Raw genomic sequence first — 16130 nt, 5'->3', positions numbered from 1 at the left:
CGCGCTGCAACCGGCCCCGCACTGGCGTTTCCAACAGCCTGTACTACCCTTGTGAGTGCTCGATCGATGCCTCTGCGGGAGGAACAGCCATGGATCGTCGTACCTTTTGCCGCGCCACCCTCGGCGCCGGTATCGCCACCGGTTTTTCCCTTCAATTCTTCCACGCGGCCCGGGCCGACACCGCGATCCCGGCGGTGTCGCTGACGGGCGCGGAAATCGAACTGGAAGCGGCCGCGCTCAGGGAGCTGGGGGAGCAACTCCAGGGCCCGGTGGTCATGTCGGGCCACCCTCAGTACAACGACATGCGCCGTATCTGGAACGGCATGCACGACAAACGCCCCGCGCTGATTGCCCGCTGCGCCAACCCGCAAGACGTGAGCCACGCGGTGACCTTCGCGGCGGAGCGCGGGCTGTTGGTGGCGGTCCGGGGCGGCGGCCACAGCTGGCCCGGCAAGTCGGTTTGCGACGGCGGGCTGATGATCGACCTCGCCGACATGCGCGCGGTCGGCGTGGACACGCAGCGCGGGACGGCCTCGGCCGGCGGCGGCGCCCTGCTACACGACCTCGACAGCGCCTGCCTGGCCAGGGGCCTGGTGACCACCGCGGGGGTCGTTTCCCACACCGGAGTCGGCGGGTTCACCCTCGGCGGTGGCTTTGGCCGCTTGAACCGCAAGTACGGCCTCGCGATCGACAACCTGGTGGGCGCGGAGGTGGTTACCGCCGACGGCGAGGTTCGCCAGGTGAGCGCCGACGACGAACCAGAGCTGTTCTGGGGCCTGCGCGGGGGCGGCGGCAACTTTGGCGTGGTGACACGCTTCGATTACCGGCTGCATCCCTTTGAGCGTCAGGTGCTGAGCGGGCTGCTGATGTGGCCCATCGAACAGGCGAGGGACGTCCTCGAATTCTACGGCGAGTGGAGCCAGGATCTGTCGGACGACCTCTACGTGGGCCCGATGATGGTCACCACGCCGGAGGGCCAGGGCATTGTGGGCATGGAAGTGGTCTATGCCGGCAATCCCGCCAGCGGGGAACGGGAGCTCGCGCCCATGCGCCAGATCGGCACGCTCATGGAAGACGGGGTCAAGGCACAGGACTACATGGTCCTGCAGACCCACGAGGACGCCACGTTCCACCACGGCATTCGCTCCTACGCCAAGAGCGGCATGGCAAAGGCGATCACCCAGGAGCTGGTGGACGCCATGATCGAGGCCTACATTCCCGACCCGCGGCTGGCCTTTTTCACCCACACCGCCGGCGGCGCGGTCAGGCGCGTCGGAGAGCTCGATACCGCCTTCCCACACCGCAATGCCGAAACCATGCTCATCACCGCCGGCGCGTGGGTCGACCCGGGCGATGACGATGCGGCCATCGCCGGAACCCGCCGCTGGTTTGCCGCGCTCGAACCCTTTACCGGCGGGTACTACGACAACATCGAGTTCGAGGGGGCCGACAGCGCCGGGAACTACGGCCCCGCCTACCCGCGACTGCGCCGGGTCAAGGCGCAATACGACCCACGCAACCTGTTCCGCCTGAACAGTAATATCACCCCCGCCTGAAACCTGCGCCGGGGGCGCGGGTCAGCGGAGGCAGCCGGCTCCTCTAGGCCCCGGGCCGCGCCCGCGCCACCAGCGCCGCCGCATCGATACCGGTGGGCAGGTTGCCGTAGAGCTGGCCACGGTCGGCGGCGAGCCGGGCGTCGCAAAAGGCCTGGGCCACCCGATCGTTGCCACCGCGCAGCAGCACGCTGGCCTGCAGGGCAACCGCCGCCCGCTCCACCAGGTTGCGGGCCCGATACTCCACCTGGTCCATCGCCGCCAAATCGCCTTGCAGGCGCTCCAGGTGGCGGTCGTAGAGACGGTTCTCGCCGCGCGCCGCGCCCAGTTCCGCAAACAGGGCCTCGAGGCACTCGGGGTTGCGCTGCATCACCCGCAGCAAATCCAGGCACTGCACGTTGCCGCTGCCCTCCCAGATGGCGTTGATCGGCGCCTCGCGGTAGAGGCGCGGCATGATGGTGTCGTCCATCACGCCCATGCCGCCCAGGCACTCCATGGATTCGTAGGCCAGCTGCGGCGCGCGCTTGCAGATCCAGTACTTGCCGATGCCGGTGGCGATACGGGTCAGCTTCGTCTCGTGCTCATCGGCACCGTTGTCCAGCGCGCGGCCCAGGCGCAGGGTCAGGGCGATGGCCGCCTCGGCCTCCAGCGCCATGTCCGCCAGCACGTTCTGCATCAAGGGCTGGTCCACCAATTTCCTGCCAAAGGCGCTGCGCTCGGCGCAGTGGTGGGTGGCCTGGGCCACCGCCTGGCGCATGCCGGCGGAGGAACCGATCATGCAGTCGTAGCGCGTCAGGGCCACCATCTCGATGATATTGGCCACCCCGCGCCCCTCGTCGCCCACCAGCCAGCCCAGGGCGCCGCGCAGCTCGGTTTCGCTGGAGGCGTTGGAAACATTGCCCATCTTGCGCTTGAGCTGCTGCAGCTGGATCGGGTTCTTGCTGCCGTCCGGGCGCCAGCGCGGCACCAGGAAGCAGGACATGCCGCCCTTGGCCTGGGCCAGGACCAGAAAGGCGTCCGACATCGGCGCCGAGACAAAATACTTGTGCCCCACCAGCTCGTAGGGCTGGCCGCCCCCGGGCTGCCCGACCGGGAAGGCGCGCGTGGTATTCACCCGCACGTCGGAGCCGCCCTGCTTCTCGGTCATTGCCATGCCGATGGTCACGCCGCGCTTGTCCGCGGCGGGTATGTTGCGGGGGTCGTAGTCGCGGCTGTAGACACGCGGCAGCCACTCGGCCGCGATATCCGGCTGCTTTTCCAGCGTGGGCCGGGCCGCCAGGGTCATCGAAATCGGGCAGCCGTGCCCGGCCTCCACCTGGGTTTGCAGGTAGAACAGCGCCGCGCGCGTCACGTGACCATCGCCGCGCCCGGAGGTCCAGGGCAGGCAGTGCAACTGGTGGCCGATAGCCTGCGCCATCAGCTGGTGATAGGCCGGGTGAAAGCTCACCTCGTCGGTGCGCTGTCCCTGCCGGTTGTGGCTGCGAAAGGTCGGCGGCTGCTCGTTGGCCTGGAAACCCCACTCGATGATATCGGGGCGGCCACACAGCTCGCCAAACCGCGTCAGCTCGGCGTCGGCGGCCGCGGCGCCCTCCCGCTGTACCGCGTCCACCAGCGCCCGGTCGGCGCGGTACAGGTTGTAATCTTGCAAGGTGTGGACCTGGTTGGTCACCTCGTGGGTTTCCGCCAGGGTCGCGGATTCAACTCTGTCCATGCTCAACTCCATAATTGCCGTTCACGGCATTGAGAATAAAATTGACACTGGCCTCGATACGGGCCCGGGACGACAGCGTCACATCCGAGTGCGGCACTTCCGGCGACGGCACCACCGCCTCCGCCAACGCGCCGACAATGGCCGCGGCAGTGAACGCCACCGGCTGCGGCGGCAACTCGCCGGCGTCGACGCCGGCGGCGATGACCGCCGCCCATATCTCACGCCAGGTGGCCCGGTAGCGCAGGCGCTCGGTTTCCAGCTCGGGCGCCAGTGGCTCGGCGATCAGGGCGTAGGCCAGGCGCCCACTGCGCAGCGCCCGCTCCCCGTACATTTCGACCCCCCGGGCCAGTTTCGCGGTGGCCACCCCGGGAGCCGCCATCGCCGCGCGCACGGCCTCCACCTCGCGGCGGGTCGCCAGCCGGAACAATTCCACGCAGAGATCGGTCTTGGACGGGAAGTAGCGGTACAGCGTGCCGGTGGCGATACCCGCGCCACGCGCCAGGGCGAGCATCGACACGCCGGCAAAGCCCCGCTCCCCCACCAGGGCGCGGGCGGAGCGCAGAATGCGCTCGCGCACTTCGGCGCGGCGCGCCTCGGTCCTGGCGGTTGCCCGATAGGCCATGATGAGGTTCCGATTCCATATCTCGAGCCAAGAAGTGAACCATAGTTCACTTCATTGAACAAGCCTCCCGATTCGGCCACCGCGGCCACGATCCGCAGCCGAGACTGCAACTTTCACATTCCCAGTGGTCGGAAGTGACACCCCCGTCTAGTAGAATACGCGGGCACAGGGCAGTCGCCCGGCGCAGCCACGGCAACTCCGGCCCTCCACCGTTCACCACAGACCCCGGCGGGATCATGACCCAGTCATCCAGCATACCCCTGTCGGTGGTGTTTGCGCTCGGCCTCACCATGATGCTGGGCCCCTTCGCCATCGACACCTACCTCCCGGCGTTTCCGCTGATCGCCGCGTCCCTGGGCGTCACCATCCACGAGGTGTCCCTCAGTATTTCCATCTATATGGTGGGTTTCGCCCTGGGGCAGCTTACGGGGGGGGCGCTATCGGACCGCTACGGCCGACGTCGCGTACTGGCGACCGGACTGTGCATTTTCGCCGCGGCCAGTTTTTTCCTGGCCAGCGTGGAGAGCATGAACATGCTCCTGCTGGGGCGCTTCCTGCAATCGCTGGGTGGCGGCTGGACCGGGGTCTCGATTCCGGCACTGGTACGCGACCGGGTGCACGGCGTGCAGGCGGCAAAGCTGTTTTCGATGATCGGCATGGTGGCCATCGTCGCTCCGGCCATCGCCCCGGCCATCGGCGCCGCACTGCTGGAGCTGGGCACCTGGGGACTGGTGTTTGTCTGCCTCGGCAGCTACGCGCTCTGCCTGCTGCCGCTGCTGGCGGCCACGGTGTTTCGCGGCCCCCACAAGCCGCGGCAGGGCGCGGACGGCGTGGGCGTGCTGGGCCGCTACCTGGGCGTGCTGCGCACCGCCGACGCGCGACCCTATATCTTCTGGCAAACGGCGTCCTTCGGCGGACTCATCATCTTCGTCACCTACGCCTCGTTTATCTACCAGGGCCACTTTGAGCAGTCGCGGGGAGCGTTTACCCTGCTGTTCGCCTGCAATATTGTCGCGATATTTGCCTGCAACCTGCTCAATCGCATCCTCCTGAACTGGCTACCCCCAGCCCGGATCATGCTGGGCGCCACCTGCCTGCAATCGTGCAGCGGCCTGCTGTTGCTGTGCGCCGCCCTCCTCGCCTGGCCGGTGGAGGCCTTCCTGCCGGTAATGATGCTCTACGCCGGCACCCTGGGGGCGATCAGCCCCAATATCCAGGCCTCCTACCTGGACAACTTTCCGCGCAGCGCGGCCTCCGCCACGGCGGTGATGGGCGCGGCGCAGTTCGGCCTGGGGGGCGTCGCCAGCGCCCTTAGCAACCTGCTGCCGGAAACGTTGGTCAGCGTCACCGCCTGCATTGCCGCCTGCGCGGTGATCAGTTTTGCGTGCATGCTATGGTCGCGGCGCTACAGCGCCTGACGGCGGCCGGCCAGAGCCCTACTTCACCTGCTGCTTGGCCAGCTTGCGCGCCAGGGTGCGCCGGTGCATGCCCAGGCGGCGGGCGGTTTCGGAAATATTGAAGCCGGTTTCGGCCAGGGTCTCGTGGATACGCTCCCACTCCAGGGTTTTGATCGAGGTGGCGCGCCCGCTGATTTCGACATCGACGTTGCCCTCGGCGCCATTGAAGGCCGCTTCGATATCGTCGGTGTTGGAGGGTTTGGCGAGGTAGTGACAGGCGCCGAGCTTCACCGCCTCCACCGCGGTGGCGATACTGGCATAGCCGGTAAGCACCACGATCAACATTTCCGGGTCGTGTTTGTGCAGGGCCTGCACGCAGGCGAGGCCCGAGGCTTCTCCCTCCAGCTTCAGGTCCACCACCGCGTACCCCGGCTGGTGATCCTCCAGTAGCGGAAGCGCCGTCTCCAGGCTGTTGGCGTTCAGCACGCGGTAGCCGCGGCGCTCGAAGGAGCGCCCCAGGGTACGGGCGAAGGCGGCATCGTCCTCGATCAGGATCAGCGTGCGACCACTGTTGTCTGCCTCTACCTCGGCCACATCTCACTCCTTGTCGTTGCCAATGACCGGCGCCGTCTCAGTCTTCATCCAGTTCCAGCGCCGCCAGCGGCAGGCTCAAGGTGACCTCGGCACCGCCCTGGGGGTTGTTGCGCGCCCGCACCTCGCCGCCCAGGGTGTGGGTGACATTGACCACCAGGAACAAGCCCACGCCGCCCCCGGCGCGCCCCTTGGTGGATTGGTAGGGACGCCCCAAGCGCTCGAGCATCTCCGGGGAAAAGCCCGGCCCGCGGTCGCGCACAATCACCTGCAGTGTATCGTCCCTGCGCGCCGCCTCAAGCCCCACCCATTCGGGCGAGGCCTCCAGCGCGTTGTCCAACAGGTTGGTCAGGGTTTGTTTCAGCACGGAGTCGGAGGCGATATCCAGGTCTTCACCGAAGTGATTGTCGTAACTCAGGTGTGTCACCGGCCGGCTGGCCTTCCACTCATCCACCAGTTCATCCAGGAATTCACAGACCGTGGTTTCCTCCGACGACTCGCCGCGGGTTTCCCCCGCGCTTAGCAGAATGTCGCTGACAATGCTCTTGCAGCGCTGCACCTGGGCCTGCATCTCCTGGATTTCCTGATAGAGATCGGGGTCCGAGGTAAAAGCCGGCATATAGCGCCAGTCGCCGAGGATGACCGCGATGGTGGACAAGGGCGTGCCCAGCTCGTGGGCCGCGCCGGAGGCCAGCAGGCCCATGCGCACGATGTGCTCTTTTTCCGTCGCCCGCTGTCGCAGCTCCGCCAGGCGCGCGTCGCGCTCGCGCTGCGTCTTGATAATGCGGGTGATAAACACCAGCAGCAATACCGCGTTGAGCATGAAGCAGATCAGCATGCCTTCGACGTAAACGCTGCCCAGGCCACGGTGAAAGTCCTGGGGCAGGGCCAGCGGCTGCCCCGCCACCGCCAGCCACAGGAAGCAGGCCGTCGCCACCCCCAGCAGCGTCCAGGCATAGGGTGTCGGCAGCAGCACCGCCGCCAGGCCGACTTGCAGCAGGTAGAGGAAAACAAAGGGGTTGGTGGCACCGCCGCTCAAGTACAGCTGGAGCGTCAACGTGCCCATGTCCACCAACAGGGCCACGAACAGCTCGACCGGATAGACCCTGAAACCGATACGCAGGCGCAACAGACTGATAAAGTTAAACGCCACCAGCGCGCCCAGGACACCCAGCATCAGCTGCAGGGGCAGTGCGACCTTGAAGCCGTAGTGAGTCACCAAAATGGTGAGCAGCTGACCGAGCACGGCCATCCAACGCAACTGGATCAGCTGGCGCATGTTCTTGCCGACGATGTCGTCGTTGTCGCCAGCCAGCGACGGGGCGGCGGACTGCCGGCCGACGCCGACCGGCGCGGGAGAAGCGATCATGGGCGCGGCCTCTTCAGTCTTCCGCTGTTTTTATCGGGGAGCCCAGTATACGCACGGAGCGGGAAGGTCGCAGCCGTTTGCCGGGCTAAGGTGAAGAGCTATGGTGAAGAGCTATGGCGAAGGGCTATGGTAAATGGCTCGAAGAGCTAGGAGGCGCCCGCTCCACGCCGGCGCTCCTCGCGGATCACCACCACCGCGGCGCCGATCACCATCGCCGCCAGACCGTACCAGGTGAGGGCGTATACCAGGTGGCTATTGTGGAAACTGATCACGGTCAAGCCACCCACCGGCCCGTCGCCGCCGGGACTGCCCGGGGCTCCCGCGTGGGCGTCGATAAAATACGGCGCGACATCATCGAGTCGCAGATGGGCGGCGAGGGCATCGACGTCGCGCGAATACCATCGATCGGCGCCGGGTTCGTTCTCGCGCAGCACGCCGCCGCCGGGCTCGGACAGGCGCAACAGCCCTTCGACGCGCACCTCGCCGGCGGGAACCGGCGCCGGCTCGACGCCCTGGCCGACGAAGCCCCGGTTGATGAGCACCAGGCTACCGTCGATCCGACTCAGCGGCGTTAGCACCCAGTAGCCGGTACCCAGCTCGGTGGCGCTCGCCACCCGCGTATCGCGCCCGGCCAGGAACCGGCCGCGGACCGATACATGCCGGTATTCATCGTGTTCGGGGGTGAAGCGGGCCCGGTCCGGAGCCGTCACCGCCGGCGCATCGACCCGCGCGTTGACCCGCTCGATGAGGTCCAGTTTCCACACCCGCCGCTCAAGCTGCCAGTTGCCCAGCGCCAGAAAGCCGGCAAAGGCCAGCAGGCCGGCCACCGCCAGCACGCCCCGCCGGAGCACTCTGCCGGGCCGGCGGGCGTTTTCCGCAAGGGCGTTCACGGCGCGCCGTCAGCCCCCCATCATGGAGGGCATCATGTTCACGTTCATGTGGTACATCACCCACAGGGAACCGAACAGGGTGATAAATACCAGGACCACGGTGAAGATCAACGACAACATGGTCCATCCGCCCTGGGCCTGGAAGTCCATGTGCAGGAAGTAGATCATGTGCACCACGATCTGCACCACGGCAAAACCGAGGATGACCAGCACGGTGGCATTGCGGGAATCGAGCACATCACTCATCACCAGCCAGAACGGAATGGCGGTGAGGATGACCGAGGCCACAAAGCCGATCATATAGCCCTTGAAAGTGCTGTGGGGCGCCTCTTCGGCGTGATGGTCGTGCTCGCTCATATCATCGATCCCATCAGGTAGACATAGGTAAAGACACCGATCCAGATCACATCCAGGAAGTGCCAGAACATCGACAGGCAGAACACCCGCCGGCGGTTGGCCTGGATCAGACCGTGCTTGCGCAATTGCAGCAGCAGAGTGACCAGCCAGATGCAGCCGAAGGTCACGTGCAGGCCGTGGGTGCCGACCAGGGCAAAGAAGGCGGTCAGGAAACCACTGCGCTGGGGGCCGGCGCCGAGGTGGATCATGTGGTAGAACTCGTACAGCTCCACCGCCAGGAAGGCCAGGCCAAACACGCCGGTCACCGCCAGCCAGCCAATGGTGCCGCGCAGGCTGTTCATCTGCATCTTCAGCACCGCGAAACCGTAGGTGATCGACGAGATCAACAGGAACGCCGTGTTCAGGGCCACCAGCTTGAGATCGAACAGGTCGCCGCCGGTCGGGCCGCCGGCGAAGTTCAAGCTCAACACGCCGTAGGTGGCGAACAGCGCGGCGAAGATGAGGCAGTCGCTCATCAGGTAGATCCAGAAGCCCAGCAGGGTACCCTGGGGCACGTGGTGTTCGCCGCGTACCAGGAAGTCCAGCTTGTCGCCGTTGCCGGCGGGGATTGTCGCTGTATTGCTCATCAGGCCAGTACCTCCGCACGTTGCCGCTCCACCTTCTCCACCTCTTCCACGGGAATGTAGTAGTCACGCTTGTAGTTGAAGGTGTGAATGATCGTACAGATGACCAGGGCCGCGAAGGACAGGCCCGCCAACCACCAGATGTACCAGATCATGGCGAAGCCAAAGACCGTGCTGAGCCCGGACAATACGAGACCGGCGGCAGTGTTCTTGGGCATGTGAATGGGGGTGAATCCTTCACGGGGCGCCTTGTAGCCGTGCTGCTTCATCTGCCACCAGGCGTCGTTGTCGTGCACGCGCGGTGTGAAGGCGAAGTTGTACTGGGGCGGCGGCGAGCTGGTTGACCACTCCAGGGTGCGGCCGTTCCAGGGGTCGCCGGTTTCATCGCGCAGCTGATCGCGCTTCTTGTAGCTCACGTAGAGCTGGATCAGGAAGCAGGCAATACCGATGCCGATCAGCACCGCGCCCACCGCCGCGATCTGGAACCAGATCTGCAGGGAGGCGTCCTCGAAATGGCTCACGCGGCGGGTCACGCCCATCAGGCCGAGCACGTACAGCGGCATGAAGGCCAGGTAGAAGCCAATCAGCCAACACCAGAAGGAGGCCTTGCCCCAGAAGGGGTCGAGCTTGTAGCCGGTGACTTTCGGGTACCAGTAGGCGATGGCCGCGAACACCCCGAAGACCACGCCGCCGATAATCACGTTGTGGAAGTGGGCGATCAGGAACAGGCTGTTGTGCAGCACGAAGTCCGCCGGGGGCACCGCCAGCATGACCCCGGTCATGCCGCCGATCACGAAGGTGACCATAAAGCCGATGGTCCACAGCATGGGCACGTCGAACTGGATGCGCCCGCGGTACATGGTGAACAGCCAGTTGAATATCTTGGCCCCGGTGGGGATCGAGATAATCATCGTGGTGATGCCGAAGAAGCTGTTGACCGTGGGGCCCGAGCCCATGGTGAAGAAGTGATGCAGCCACACCAGGTAGGACAGGATGGTAATCACCACCGTGGCGTAGACCATGGAGGAGTAACCAAACAGGCGCTTGCCGCTGTAGGTCGACACGATTTCAGAGAACACCCCGAAAATCGGCAGAATCAGGATGTACACTTCCGGGTGACCCCAGATCCAGATCAGGTTGATGTACATCATGGCGTTGCCGCCCATGTCATTGGTGAAGAAGTGCATGTCCAGGTAGCGATCCAGGGACAGCATCGCCAGCACCGCGGTCAGGATGGGGAATGAGGCCACGATCAGGATGTTGGTGCACAGGGCGGTCCAGGTGAACACCGGCATTTTCATCATGGTCATGCCGGGAGCGCGCATCTTGACGATGGTCACCACGAAGTTAACCCCCGACAGCAGCGTGCCCACCCCGGCGATCTGCAGCGCCCAGATGTAGTAGTCCACCCCGACCCCCGGACTCTGTAGTATCCCCGTCAATGGTGGATAGGCCAGCCAGCCGGACTTGGCGAACTCCCCCACGAACAGCGACAGCATGATGAGGACCGCGCCGGAGGCGGTCATCCAGAAGCTGAAGTTGTTGAGGAAGGGAAAGGCCACATCGCGTGCGCCGATTTGCAGGGGCACGATGTAGTTCATCAGGCCCACCACGAAGGGCATGGCCACGAAGAAGATCATGATCACGCCGTGGGCGGTGAAGATCTGGTCGTAGTGATCCGGGGGCAGGTAACCCATGTTCTCGCCGAAGGCCATGGCCTGGTGCAGGCGCATCATGATGGCGTCGGCAAAGCCGCGCAGCAGCATGATGATGCCCAGCACCATGTACATCACACCAATTTTCTTGTGGTCAATACTGGTGAACCACTCCTTCCACAGATAACCCCACACCTTGTACTTGGTGAGCGCGGCCAGCAGCGCGACGCCGCCGATGGCCACCACCGCGAAGGTGCCGACAATGATCGGGTCGTGGTAGGGAATGGAGTCCCAGCTCAGGCGGCCGAACACGGCCGAGGTGGGATCCGAAGACGTTGTTGATGAAAAGCTTGACGACATGCTGGCGCCCTTGTGTTTAACGCTGAGGCCGCTGGATTGCGGCCGAATTCAGTTCCGCTGACCGGCTATTCGCCAGCCCCCTCGCCGTGGTGGTGGTGATGGCTCTTCATGAGATCCTTCATGCACACCTCCCCCGGGTCGACGCAGCGATTGAGAATGGCGTCGTAGAGTCCGGGCATGACCTCGCTGTAATACCGCACGGGGTCGTCGATACTGGGTTTTTCCAGGGCCTTGTACACGGAGTGGCTCAGGGGGCTGCCCTGGGACTTGACCCGCTCGACCCACTGCGCGAAATCGCCCTCGGAGAGCCCGAGGAAATCGAAGCGCATCTGGCTGAAGCCCTCGCCGGAATAGTTGGCGGAGAAGCCCTCGAAAGTGCCCTCTTCATTGATCACCGCGTGCAGCTGGGTTTCCATGCCGCCCATGGCGTAGATCATCCCCGCCAGTTCCGGGATGTAGAAGGCGTTCATCATGGTGGTGGCGGTAATCTTGAACTGCAGGGGCCGGTCCACCGGGGCCGCCATCTCGTTGACCGTGGCGATGCCCAGCTCGGGGTAGAAGAACAGCCACTTCCAGTCCATGGCCACCACTTCCACCACCATGTGCTCCACATGCTCGGGCACCAGTCGCTCCTCGTCGATACGATCCAGCGGCCGGTAGGGGTCCAGCTTGTGGGTGCTCACCCAGGTAAGGGCGCCCAGGGCGATAATGATCGCCAGCGGCGCCGCCCAAATCACCAGTTCCAGGGTCGTGGAATGATCCCAGTCGGGCTTGTAGGTCGCCTCCCTGTTCGACGCCCGGTAGCGCCAGGCGAACAGGAAAATCAACAGGATGACCGGCACGATGATGATCAGCATCAGCAGGGTGGACCAGATGATGAGATCGGCCTGCTGGCGGGCGATATCCCCGGAGGGCGACATGACCACCATATCGCAACCGGCGAGCGTCGCCGCCAGGGCCGAGGTCGGTAACAATTTGCAAAGGTTTCTCGAAGTAGACATCGCCACTCGCAGGTCTGGCTTTGGAATGTGGCGCGGACTCTACGACATTCAACCGGAGGATTGAATTGGACAATTTGTCCTATGGTGGACCCATCGCAAAGCGAGTAGCCTTGGCGGTTACTGAACCAAATTTTCCCGGAAGACCTTATTCCCATGGCCAACGCTACCGGACACAACTCCCCCGCATTCGCCGGCGCACCACACGGCGGCATGGACACGCCCGCCGGGCACTCCCCCCTCGCCCCCGGCGAGATCGCCGTGGGCGTGGTCATCGGCCGCGCCTCGGAATACTTCGACTTCTTCGTCTTCGGGATCGCCTGCGTGCTGGTGTTCCCGTCGGTGTTCTTCCCCTTCGTCGACCAGCTGCAGGGCATGCTCTACGCCTTCGGCATTTTCCCGCTGGCCTTTATCGCCCGCCCCTTCGGCACCGCGCTGTTCATGACCATTCAGCGCCACTGGGGCCGCAGCACCAAGCTGACCGCCGCCCTGTTCCTGCTCGGCACCGCCACCGCCGGCATCGCCTTCCTGCCCAGTTACGCCTCCCTTGGGGGCTGGTCGATCGCGCTGCTGGCCTTCTTCCGCGTGCTGCAGGGCCTGGCGCTGGGCGGCTCCTGGGACGGCCTGCCCTCACTGCTGTCGCTCAACGCGCCGCCCCGCCGGCGCAACTGGTTCGCCATGCTGGGCCAGCTCGGGGCCCCGATCGGCTTCCTGCTGGCCAACGCCCTGTTCCTGTACCTGACACTCAGCGTGGACAGCGAGGACTTCCTCAGCTGGGCCTGGCGCTACCCCTTCTTCGTGGCCTTCGCCATCAACGTGGTCGCCCTGTTCGCCCGCCTGCGCCTGGTGCTCACCCACGAGTACACCCTGGCCCTGGAAGAGAGCGATCTGGAGCCGATCAGTACCCGGGAGATGATCCGCAAGCAGGGGCGCAATATCCTGCTCGGCGGCTTCGCGGCGCTGGCCAGCTACGCCCTGTTCCACATTGTGACCATCTACCCCCTGTCCTGGATCGTTGCCCAGGGTTCACAGGGCATCGACCAGGTGCTGACGGTACAGATGTTCGGCGCGGTGGCGGGCATTCTGGGCACAATCGCCTCGGGCCTGGTCGCCGACCGCATCGGCAAGCGCACCACCCTGGGCCTGATGGCGGTGGTAATCGGCGTACTCAGCCTGTTCGCCCCCCTGCTGATGGGCGGCTCGGCCCTGCAGCAGGACCTGTGCATTGTCGCCGGCTTCCTCCTGCTGGGCCTGTCCTACGGCCAGGCCTCGGGCACCGTGACCGCCAACTTCGAGCGCCGCTTCCGCTACACCGGCGCCGCCCTCACCTCCGACTTCGCCTGGCTGATCGGCGCGGCCTTCGCGCCGCTGGTGGCGCTGGGCCTGTCCATCGAATTCGGCCTGTGGGCGGTGAGCGGCTACCTGCTCTCCGGCGTCGCCTGCACCCTGCTGGCGCTGCGCATCAACCGCCGGATCGGCAACAATCACTGACCCCTGCCCGGTCGGCAGCCGCCCGCCTCGCGGCCGCCGACCAACCCCCTCCGCCGCCGCTCCCTCGCGGGCGAGCCACGCACAGTCGTTCCAAAAAATAGAACTATAAATTCAAATTTGGGAATTAGATCGATCGCCAATGCCCGCCTACACTTAACGGGTCGATAGCAGGGAAGCGGCAATCGGTTCACGGCCACGCCGGCATCGAGGCACTGCTGAATCCTGCTCATCGAGGTTGCGATACCCACGCAGGCACTTTGATGAGAGGTCCACAATGAGCAAACCCAGAACGTTAAGAAAGGTACTGACGGTCGCCACGCTGTGCGCGATTGGATCGACCCCCTATCTCGCCGCCGCCGCGGACATGCCCGACAACGACTACTGGTGGCCCAACCGGCTGAGCCTGGAGCCACTGCGTGACTCCTCCGCCTCCGCCAACCCCATGGGTCCCGGCTTTGACTATGCGCAGGCCTTTGAGGAACTCGACCTGGACGAGCTCGAAAAGGACTTGCGCAAACTGATGACGACTTCGCAAGACTGGTGGCCCGCCGACTTCGGCCACTACGGCCCGTTTTTCATCCGCATGTCCTGGCACGCCGCCGGCACCTATCGCACCATTGACGGTCGCGGCGGCGCCGACGGCGGCATGCAGCGTTTTGCGCCGCTCAACAGCTGGCCCGACAATGCCAGCCTGGACAAGGCCCGCCGCCTGCTGTGGCCGATCAAGGAAAAATACGGCAACGCCGTGTCCTGGGCCGATCTGATCGTGCTCGCCGGCAACCTGGCGATGGACGACATGGGCTTCAAAACCCTCGGTTTCGCCTTCGGTCGCGCCGACGAGTGGGAGCCCGAGGATGTGAACTGGGGCGCCGAGGGCGAATGGCTGACCGACCAGCGACGCAATGAACAGGGCAGGATCGAGGGCCCCTTCGGCGCCACCGAGATGGGCCTGATCTACGTCAACCCGGAAGGCCCGCACAAGAACCCCGACCCGCTGGAGGCCGCGCGGGCCATTCGCGACACCTTTGGCCGCATGGCGATGAACGACGAGGAAACCGCGGCGCTGATCGCCGGCGGCCACACCTTCGGCAAGGCCCACGGCGCGCACAAGGCCGCCGACTGCGTGGGCCCCGAACCCGAGGCGGCGCCGCTGGAGGAACAGGGCCTGGGCTGGAAAAACAAGTGCGGCACCGGCAAGGGCGCCGACACCGTCACCAGCGGCCTGGAGGGCGCCTGGACCGTGAGCCCGGCCGAGTGGACCCACAACTACCTGCAGAACCTGTACAGCTTCGAGTGGGAACTGACCACCAGCCCGGGCGGCGCCCAGCAGTGGAAACCCAAGGGCGGCGCCGGCGCCAACATGGTCCCGGACGCCCACGACCCCGACAAACGCCACGCGCCGATGATGTTCACCACCGACCTGGCGCTGAAGGAAGACCCCAGCTACCGCAAGATCACCCAGCGCTGGCTGAACAACCCCGAGGAGTTCGAAAAGGCCTACGCCCGGGCGTGGTTCAAATTGATCCACCGCGACATGGGGCCGACCTCTCGCTACCTGGGTGACTGGGCGCCGAAGGAGACCTTCATTTGGCAGGACCCCGTGCCCGCCGCCGACTACAAACAGGTCAGCGACCGCGATATCAAGAAACTGAAAGCGGCGATCCTGGACACCGGCCTCAGCACCTCGGACCTGGTGAAAACCGCCTGGGCCTCGGCCGCGTCCTACCGCGACACCGACATGCGCGGTGGCGCCAACGGCGCGCGCATTCGCCTGGCGCCGCAAAAGGACTGGGCCGTGAACCAGCCCGCGGAGCTGGCGCGTGTTCTGGGCAAACTGGAAGGGGTCCAGCGCGACTTCAACAAGAAAGCCGGCAGGACCCAGGTGTCACTGGCGGATGTCATCGTGCTGGGCGGCGCCGCGGCGATTGAGGAGGCGGCCCGCAAGGGTGGCCACAAGATCGAGGTGCCCTTCGTGCCGGGCCGCACCGACGCTTCCCAGGAGATGACCGATGTCGAGGCCTTCGCGGTACTCGAGCCCAGGGCCGACGGCTTCCGCAATTTCGTGGCGCCCGACTTCCCGCGCCCGCCGGCGGAGGCACTGGTCGAACGCGCCGCGCTGCTGGACCTGAGCGTGCCAGAGATGACCGCCCTGGTCGGGGGCATGCGGGTACTCGGCGCCAATGCCGACGGCAGCCAGCACGGCGTCTTCACCGACCGCCCCGGCACCCTGAGCAATGACTTCTTCGTCAATCTGATCGACATGTCGACGGACTGGAGCAAATCCGGCGACAGCCAGGGCGTCTACGTCGGCAGGGACCGCGCCAGCGGCAAGCAGAAATGGACCGCCACCCCGGTGGACCTGATCTTCGGCTCCAACTCCGAGCTGCGCGCCGTGGCCGAGTTCTACGCCGAGCGCGACAGCGGGGGCAAGTTCGTCGAGGACTTCGTTGCGGCCTGGACCAAGGTCATGACCGCGGATCGCTTCGACGTGGAGTCGTAAACTGAAGTAAGCC

The 16130-nt window shown here is 65.3% G+C and carries 13 protein-coding genes; 4 read left to right on the top strand and 9 right to left on the bottom strand.

Annotation, left to right across the window (positions count from 1 at the left end):
- The first annotated feature begins 89 nt into the window (after positions 1-89).
- Positions 90-1556, top strand: a complete 1467-nt coding sequence (locus JYP50_RS00635) for an FAD-binding oxidoreductase (protein ID WP_206558518.1) — start codon at positions 90-92, stop codon at positions 1554-1556.
- 43 nt (positions 1557-1599) lie between these two features.
- Here JYP50_RS00635 and JYP50_RS00630 read toward each other — a convergent pair whose 3' ends face one another.
- Positions 1600-3264 carry an acyl-CoA dehydrogenase family protein gene (locus JYP50_RS00630; protein WP_241262682.1) on the bottom strand — a complete coding sequence of 555 codons (1665 nt, stop codon included), beginning with the start codon at positions 3262-3264 and terminating at the stop codon, positions 1600-1602.
- Positions 3251-3886, bottom strand: a complete 636-nt coding sequence (locus tag JYP50_RS00625) for a TetR/AcrR family transcriptional regulator (RefSeq protein ID WP_206558516.1) — start codon at positions 3884-3886, stop codon at positions 3251-3253. The genes JYP50_RS00630 and JYP50_RS00625 overlap by 14 nt, the downstream gene beginning before the upstream one ends.
- Positions 3887-4122: 236 nt before the next feature.
- Here JYP50_RS00625 and JYP50_RS00620 point away from each other — a divergent pair, with 236 nt between their 5' ends.
- Complete coding sequence (locus JYP50_RS00620; RefSeq protein ID WP_206558515.1) at positions 4123-5304, top strand: Bcr/CflA family efflux MFS transporter; 1182 nt, start codon at positions 4123-4125, stop codon at positions 5302-5304.
- A gap of 18 nt (positions 5305-5322) precedes the next feature.
- On the opposite strand, the gene JYP50_RS00615 is transcribed toward JYP50_RS00620, so the two are convergent.
- The 7 genes from JYP50_RS00615 to cyoA all read right to left on the bottom strand — a co-directional run bounded on the left by JYP50_RS00615 (position 5323) and on the right by cyoA (position 12102).
- Positions 5323-5877 (bottom strand): response regulator transcription factor, encoded by a 555-nt coding sequence (locus JYP50_RS00615; RefSeq protein WP_206558514.1) that lies wholly within the window; start codon positions 5875-5877, stop codon positions 5323-5325.
- Between the two features lie 37 nt (positions 5878-5914).
- Positions 5915-7243, bottom strand: coding sequence for an ATP-binding protein (locus JYP50_RS00610; RefSeq protein ID WP_206558513.1), 1329 nt, complete (start codon positions 7241-7243; stop codon positions 5915-5917).
- Positions 7244-7389: 146 nt separating this feature from the next.
- Positions 7390-8133, bottom strand: coding sequence for an SURF1 family cytochrome oxidase biogenesis protein (locus tag JYP50_RS00605; protein ID WP_206558512.1), 744 nt, complete (start codon positions 8131-8133; stop codon positions 7390-7392).
- A 9-nt stretch (positions 8134-8142) separates the two neighbouring features.
- Positions 8143-8490 (bottom strand): cytochrome o ubiquinol oxidase subunit IV, encoded by a 348-nt coding sequence (gene cyoD / locus JYP50_RS00600; RefSeq protein ID WP_206558511.1) that lies wholly within the window; start codon positions 8488-8490, stop codon positions 8143-8145.
- Positions 8487-9116: a cytochrome o ubiquinol oxidase subunit III gene (gene cyoC / locus JYP50_RS00595; RefSeq protein WP_206558510.1), complete on the bottom strand. Its 630-nt coding sequence runs from the start codon at positions 9114-9116 to the stop codon at positions 8487-8489. Before cyoC ends, cyoD begins: the two co-directional genes overlap by 4 nt.
- Entirely contained in the window at positions 9116-11128 is a 2013-nt protein-coding gene (gene cyoB / locus JYP50_RS00590; protein WP_241262681.1) for a cytochrome o ubiquinol oxidase subunit I, read from the bottom strand. Before cyoB ends, cyoC begins: the two co-directional genes overlap by 1 nt.
- Before the next feature lie 65 nt (positions 11129-11193).
- Positions 11194-12102 carry a ubiquinol oxidase subunit II gene (cyoA, locus tag JYP50_RS00585; protein WP_241262680.1) on the bottom strand — a complete coding sequence of 303 codons (909 nt, stop codon included), beginning with the start codon at positions 12100-12102 and terminating at the stop codon, positions 11194-11196.
- A 180-nt stretch (positions 12103-12282) separates the two neighbouring features.
- Between cyoA and JYP50_RS00580 the strand changes: the two genes are divergently transcribed.
- On the top strand, positions 12283-13617 hold the full coding sequence (locus JYP50_RS00580) for an MFS transporter (protein WP_241262679.1): 1335 nt from the start codon (positions 12283-12285) through the stop codon (positions 13615-13617).
- Positions 13618-13891: 274 nt separating this feature from the next.
- On the top strand, positions 13892-16117 hold the full coding sequence (katG, locus tag JYP50_RS00575) for a catalase/peroxidase HPI (protein ID WP_206558508.1): 2226 nt from the start codon (positions 13892-13894) through the stop codon (positions 16115-16117).
- Positions 16118-16130: the final 13 nt, after the last annotated feature.

It is taken from the genome of Parahaliea mediterranea (genome assembly GCF_017255185.1).
Lineage (GTDB): Bacteria > Pseudomonadota > Gammaproteobacteria > Pseudomonadales > Halieaceae > JAFKCZ01.
Note: the sequence above shows the minus strand (reverse complement) of the source record. Positions and strands in the feature narration are given on the sequence as shown.

Bases quoted from the DNA above. Each gene is read 5' to 3' on its own strand.
- JYP50_RS00635 (WP_206558518.1), top strand. From the start codon at position 90: ATGGATCGTCGTACCTTTTGCCGCGCCACCCTCGGCGCCGGTATCGCC.
- JYP50_RS00630 (WP_241262682.1), bottom strand. From the start codon at position 3,264: ATGGACAGAGTTGAATCCGCGACCCTGGCGGAAACCCACGAGGTGACC.
- JYP50_RS00625 (WP_206558516.1), bottom strand. From the start codon at position 3,886: ATGGCCTATCGGGCAACCGCCAGGACCGAGGCGCGCCGCGCCGAAGTG.
- JYP50_RS00620 (WP_206558515.1), top strand. From the start codon at position 4,123: ATGACCCAGTCATCCAGCATACCCCTGTCGGTGGTGTTTGCGCTCGGC.
- JYP50_RS00610 (WP_206558513.1), bottom strand. From the start codon at position 7,243: ATGATCGCTTCTCCCGCGCCGGTCGGCGTCGGCCGGCAGTCCGCCGCC.
- cyoD (WP_206558511.1), bottom strand. From the start codon at position 8,490: ATGAGCGAGCACGACCATCACGCCGAAGAGGCGCCCCACAGCACTTTC.
- cyoC (WP_206558510.1), bottom strand. From the start codon at position 9,116: ATGAGCAATACAGCGACAATCCCCGCCGGCAACGGCGACAAGCTGGAC.
- cyoB (WP_241262681.1), bottom strand. From the start codon at position 11,128: ATGTCGTCAAGCTTTTCATCAACAACGTCTTCGGATCCCACCTCGGCC.
- JYP50_RS00580 (WP_241262679.1), top strand. From the start codon at position 12,283: ATGGCCAACGCTACCGGACACAACTCCCCCGCATTCGCCGGCGCACCA.
- katG (WP_206558508.1), top strand. From the start codon at position 13,892: ATGAGCAAACCCAGAACGTTAAGAAAGGTACTGACGGTCGCCACGCTG.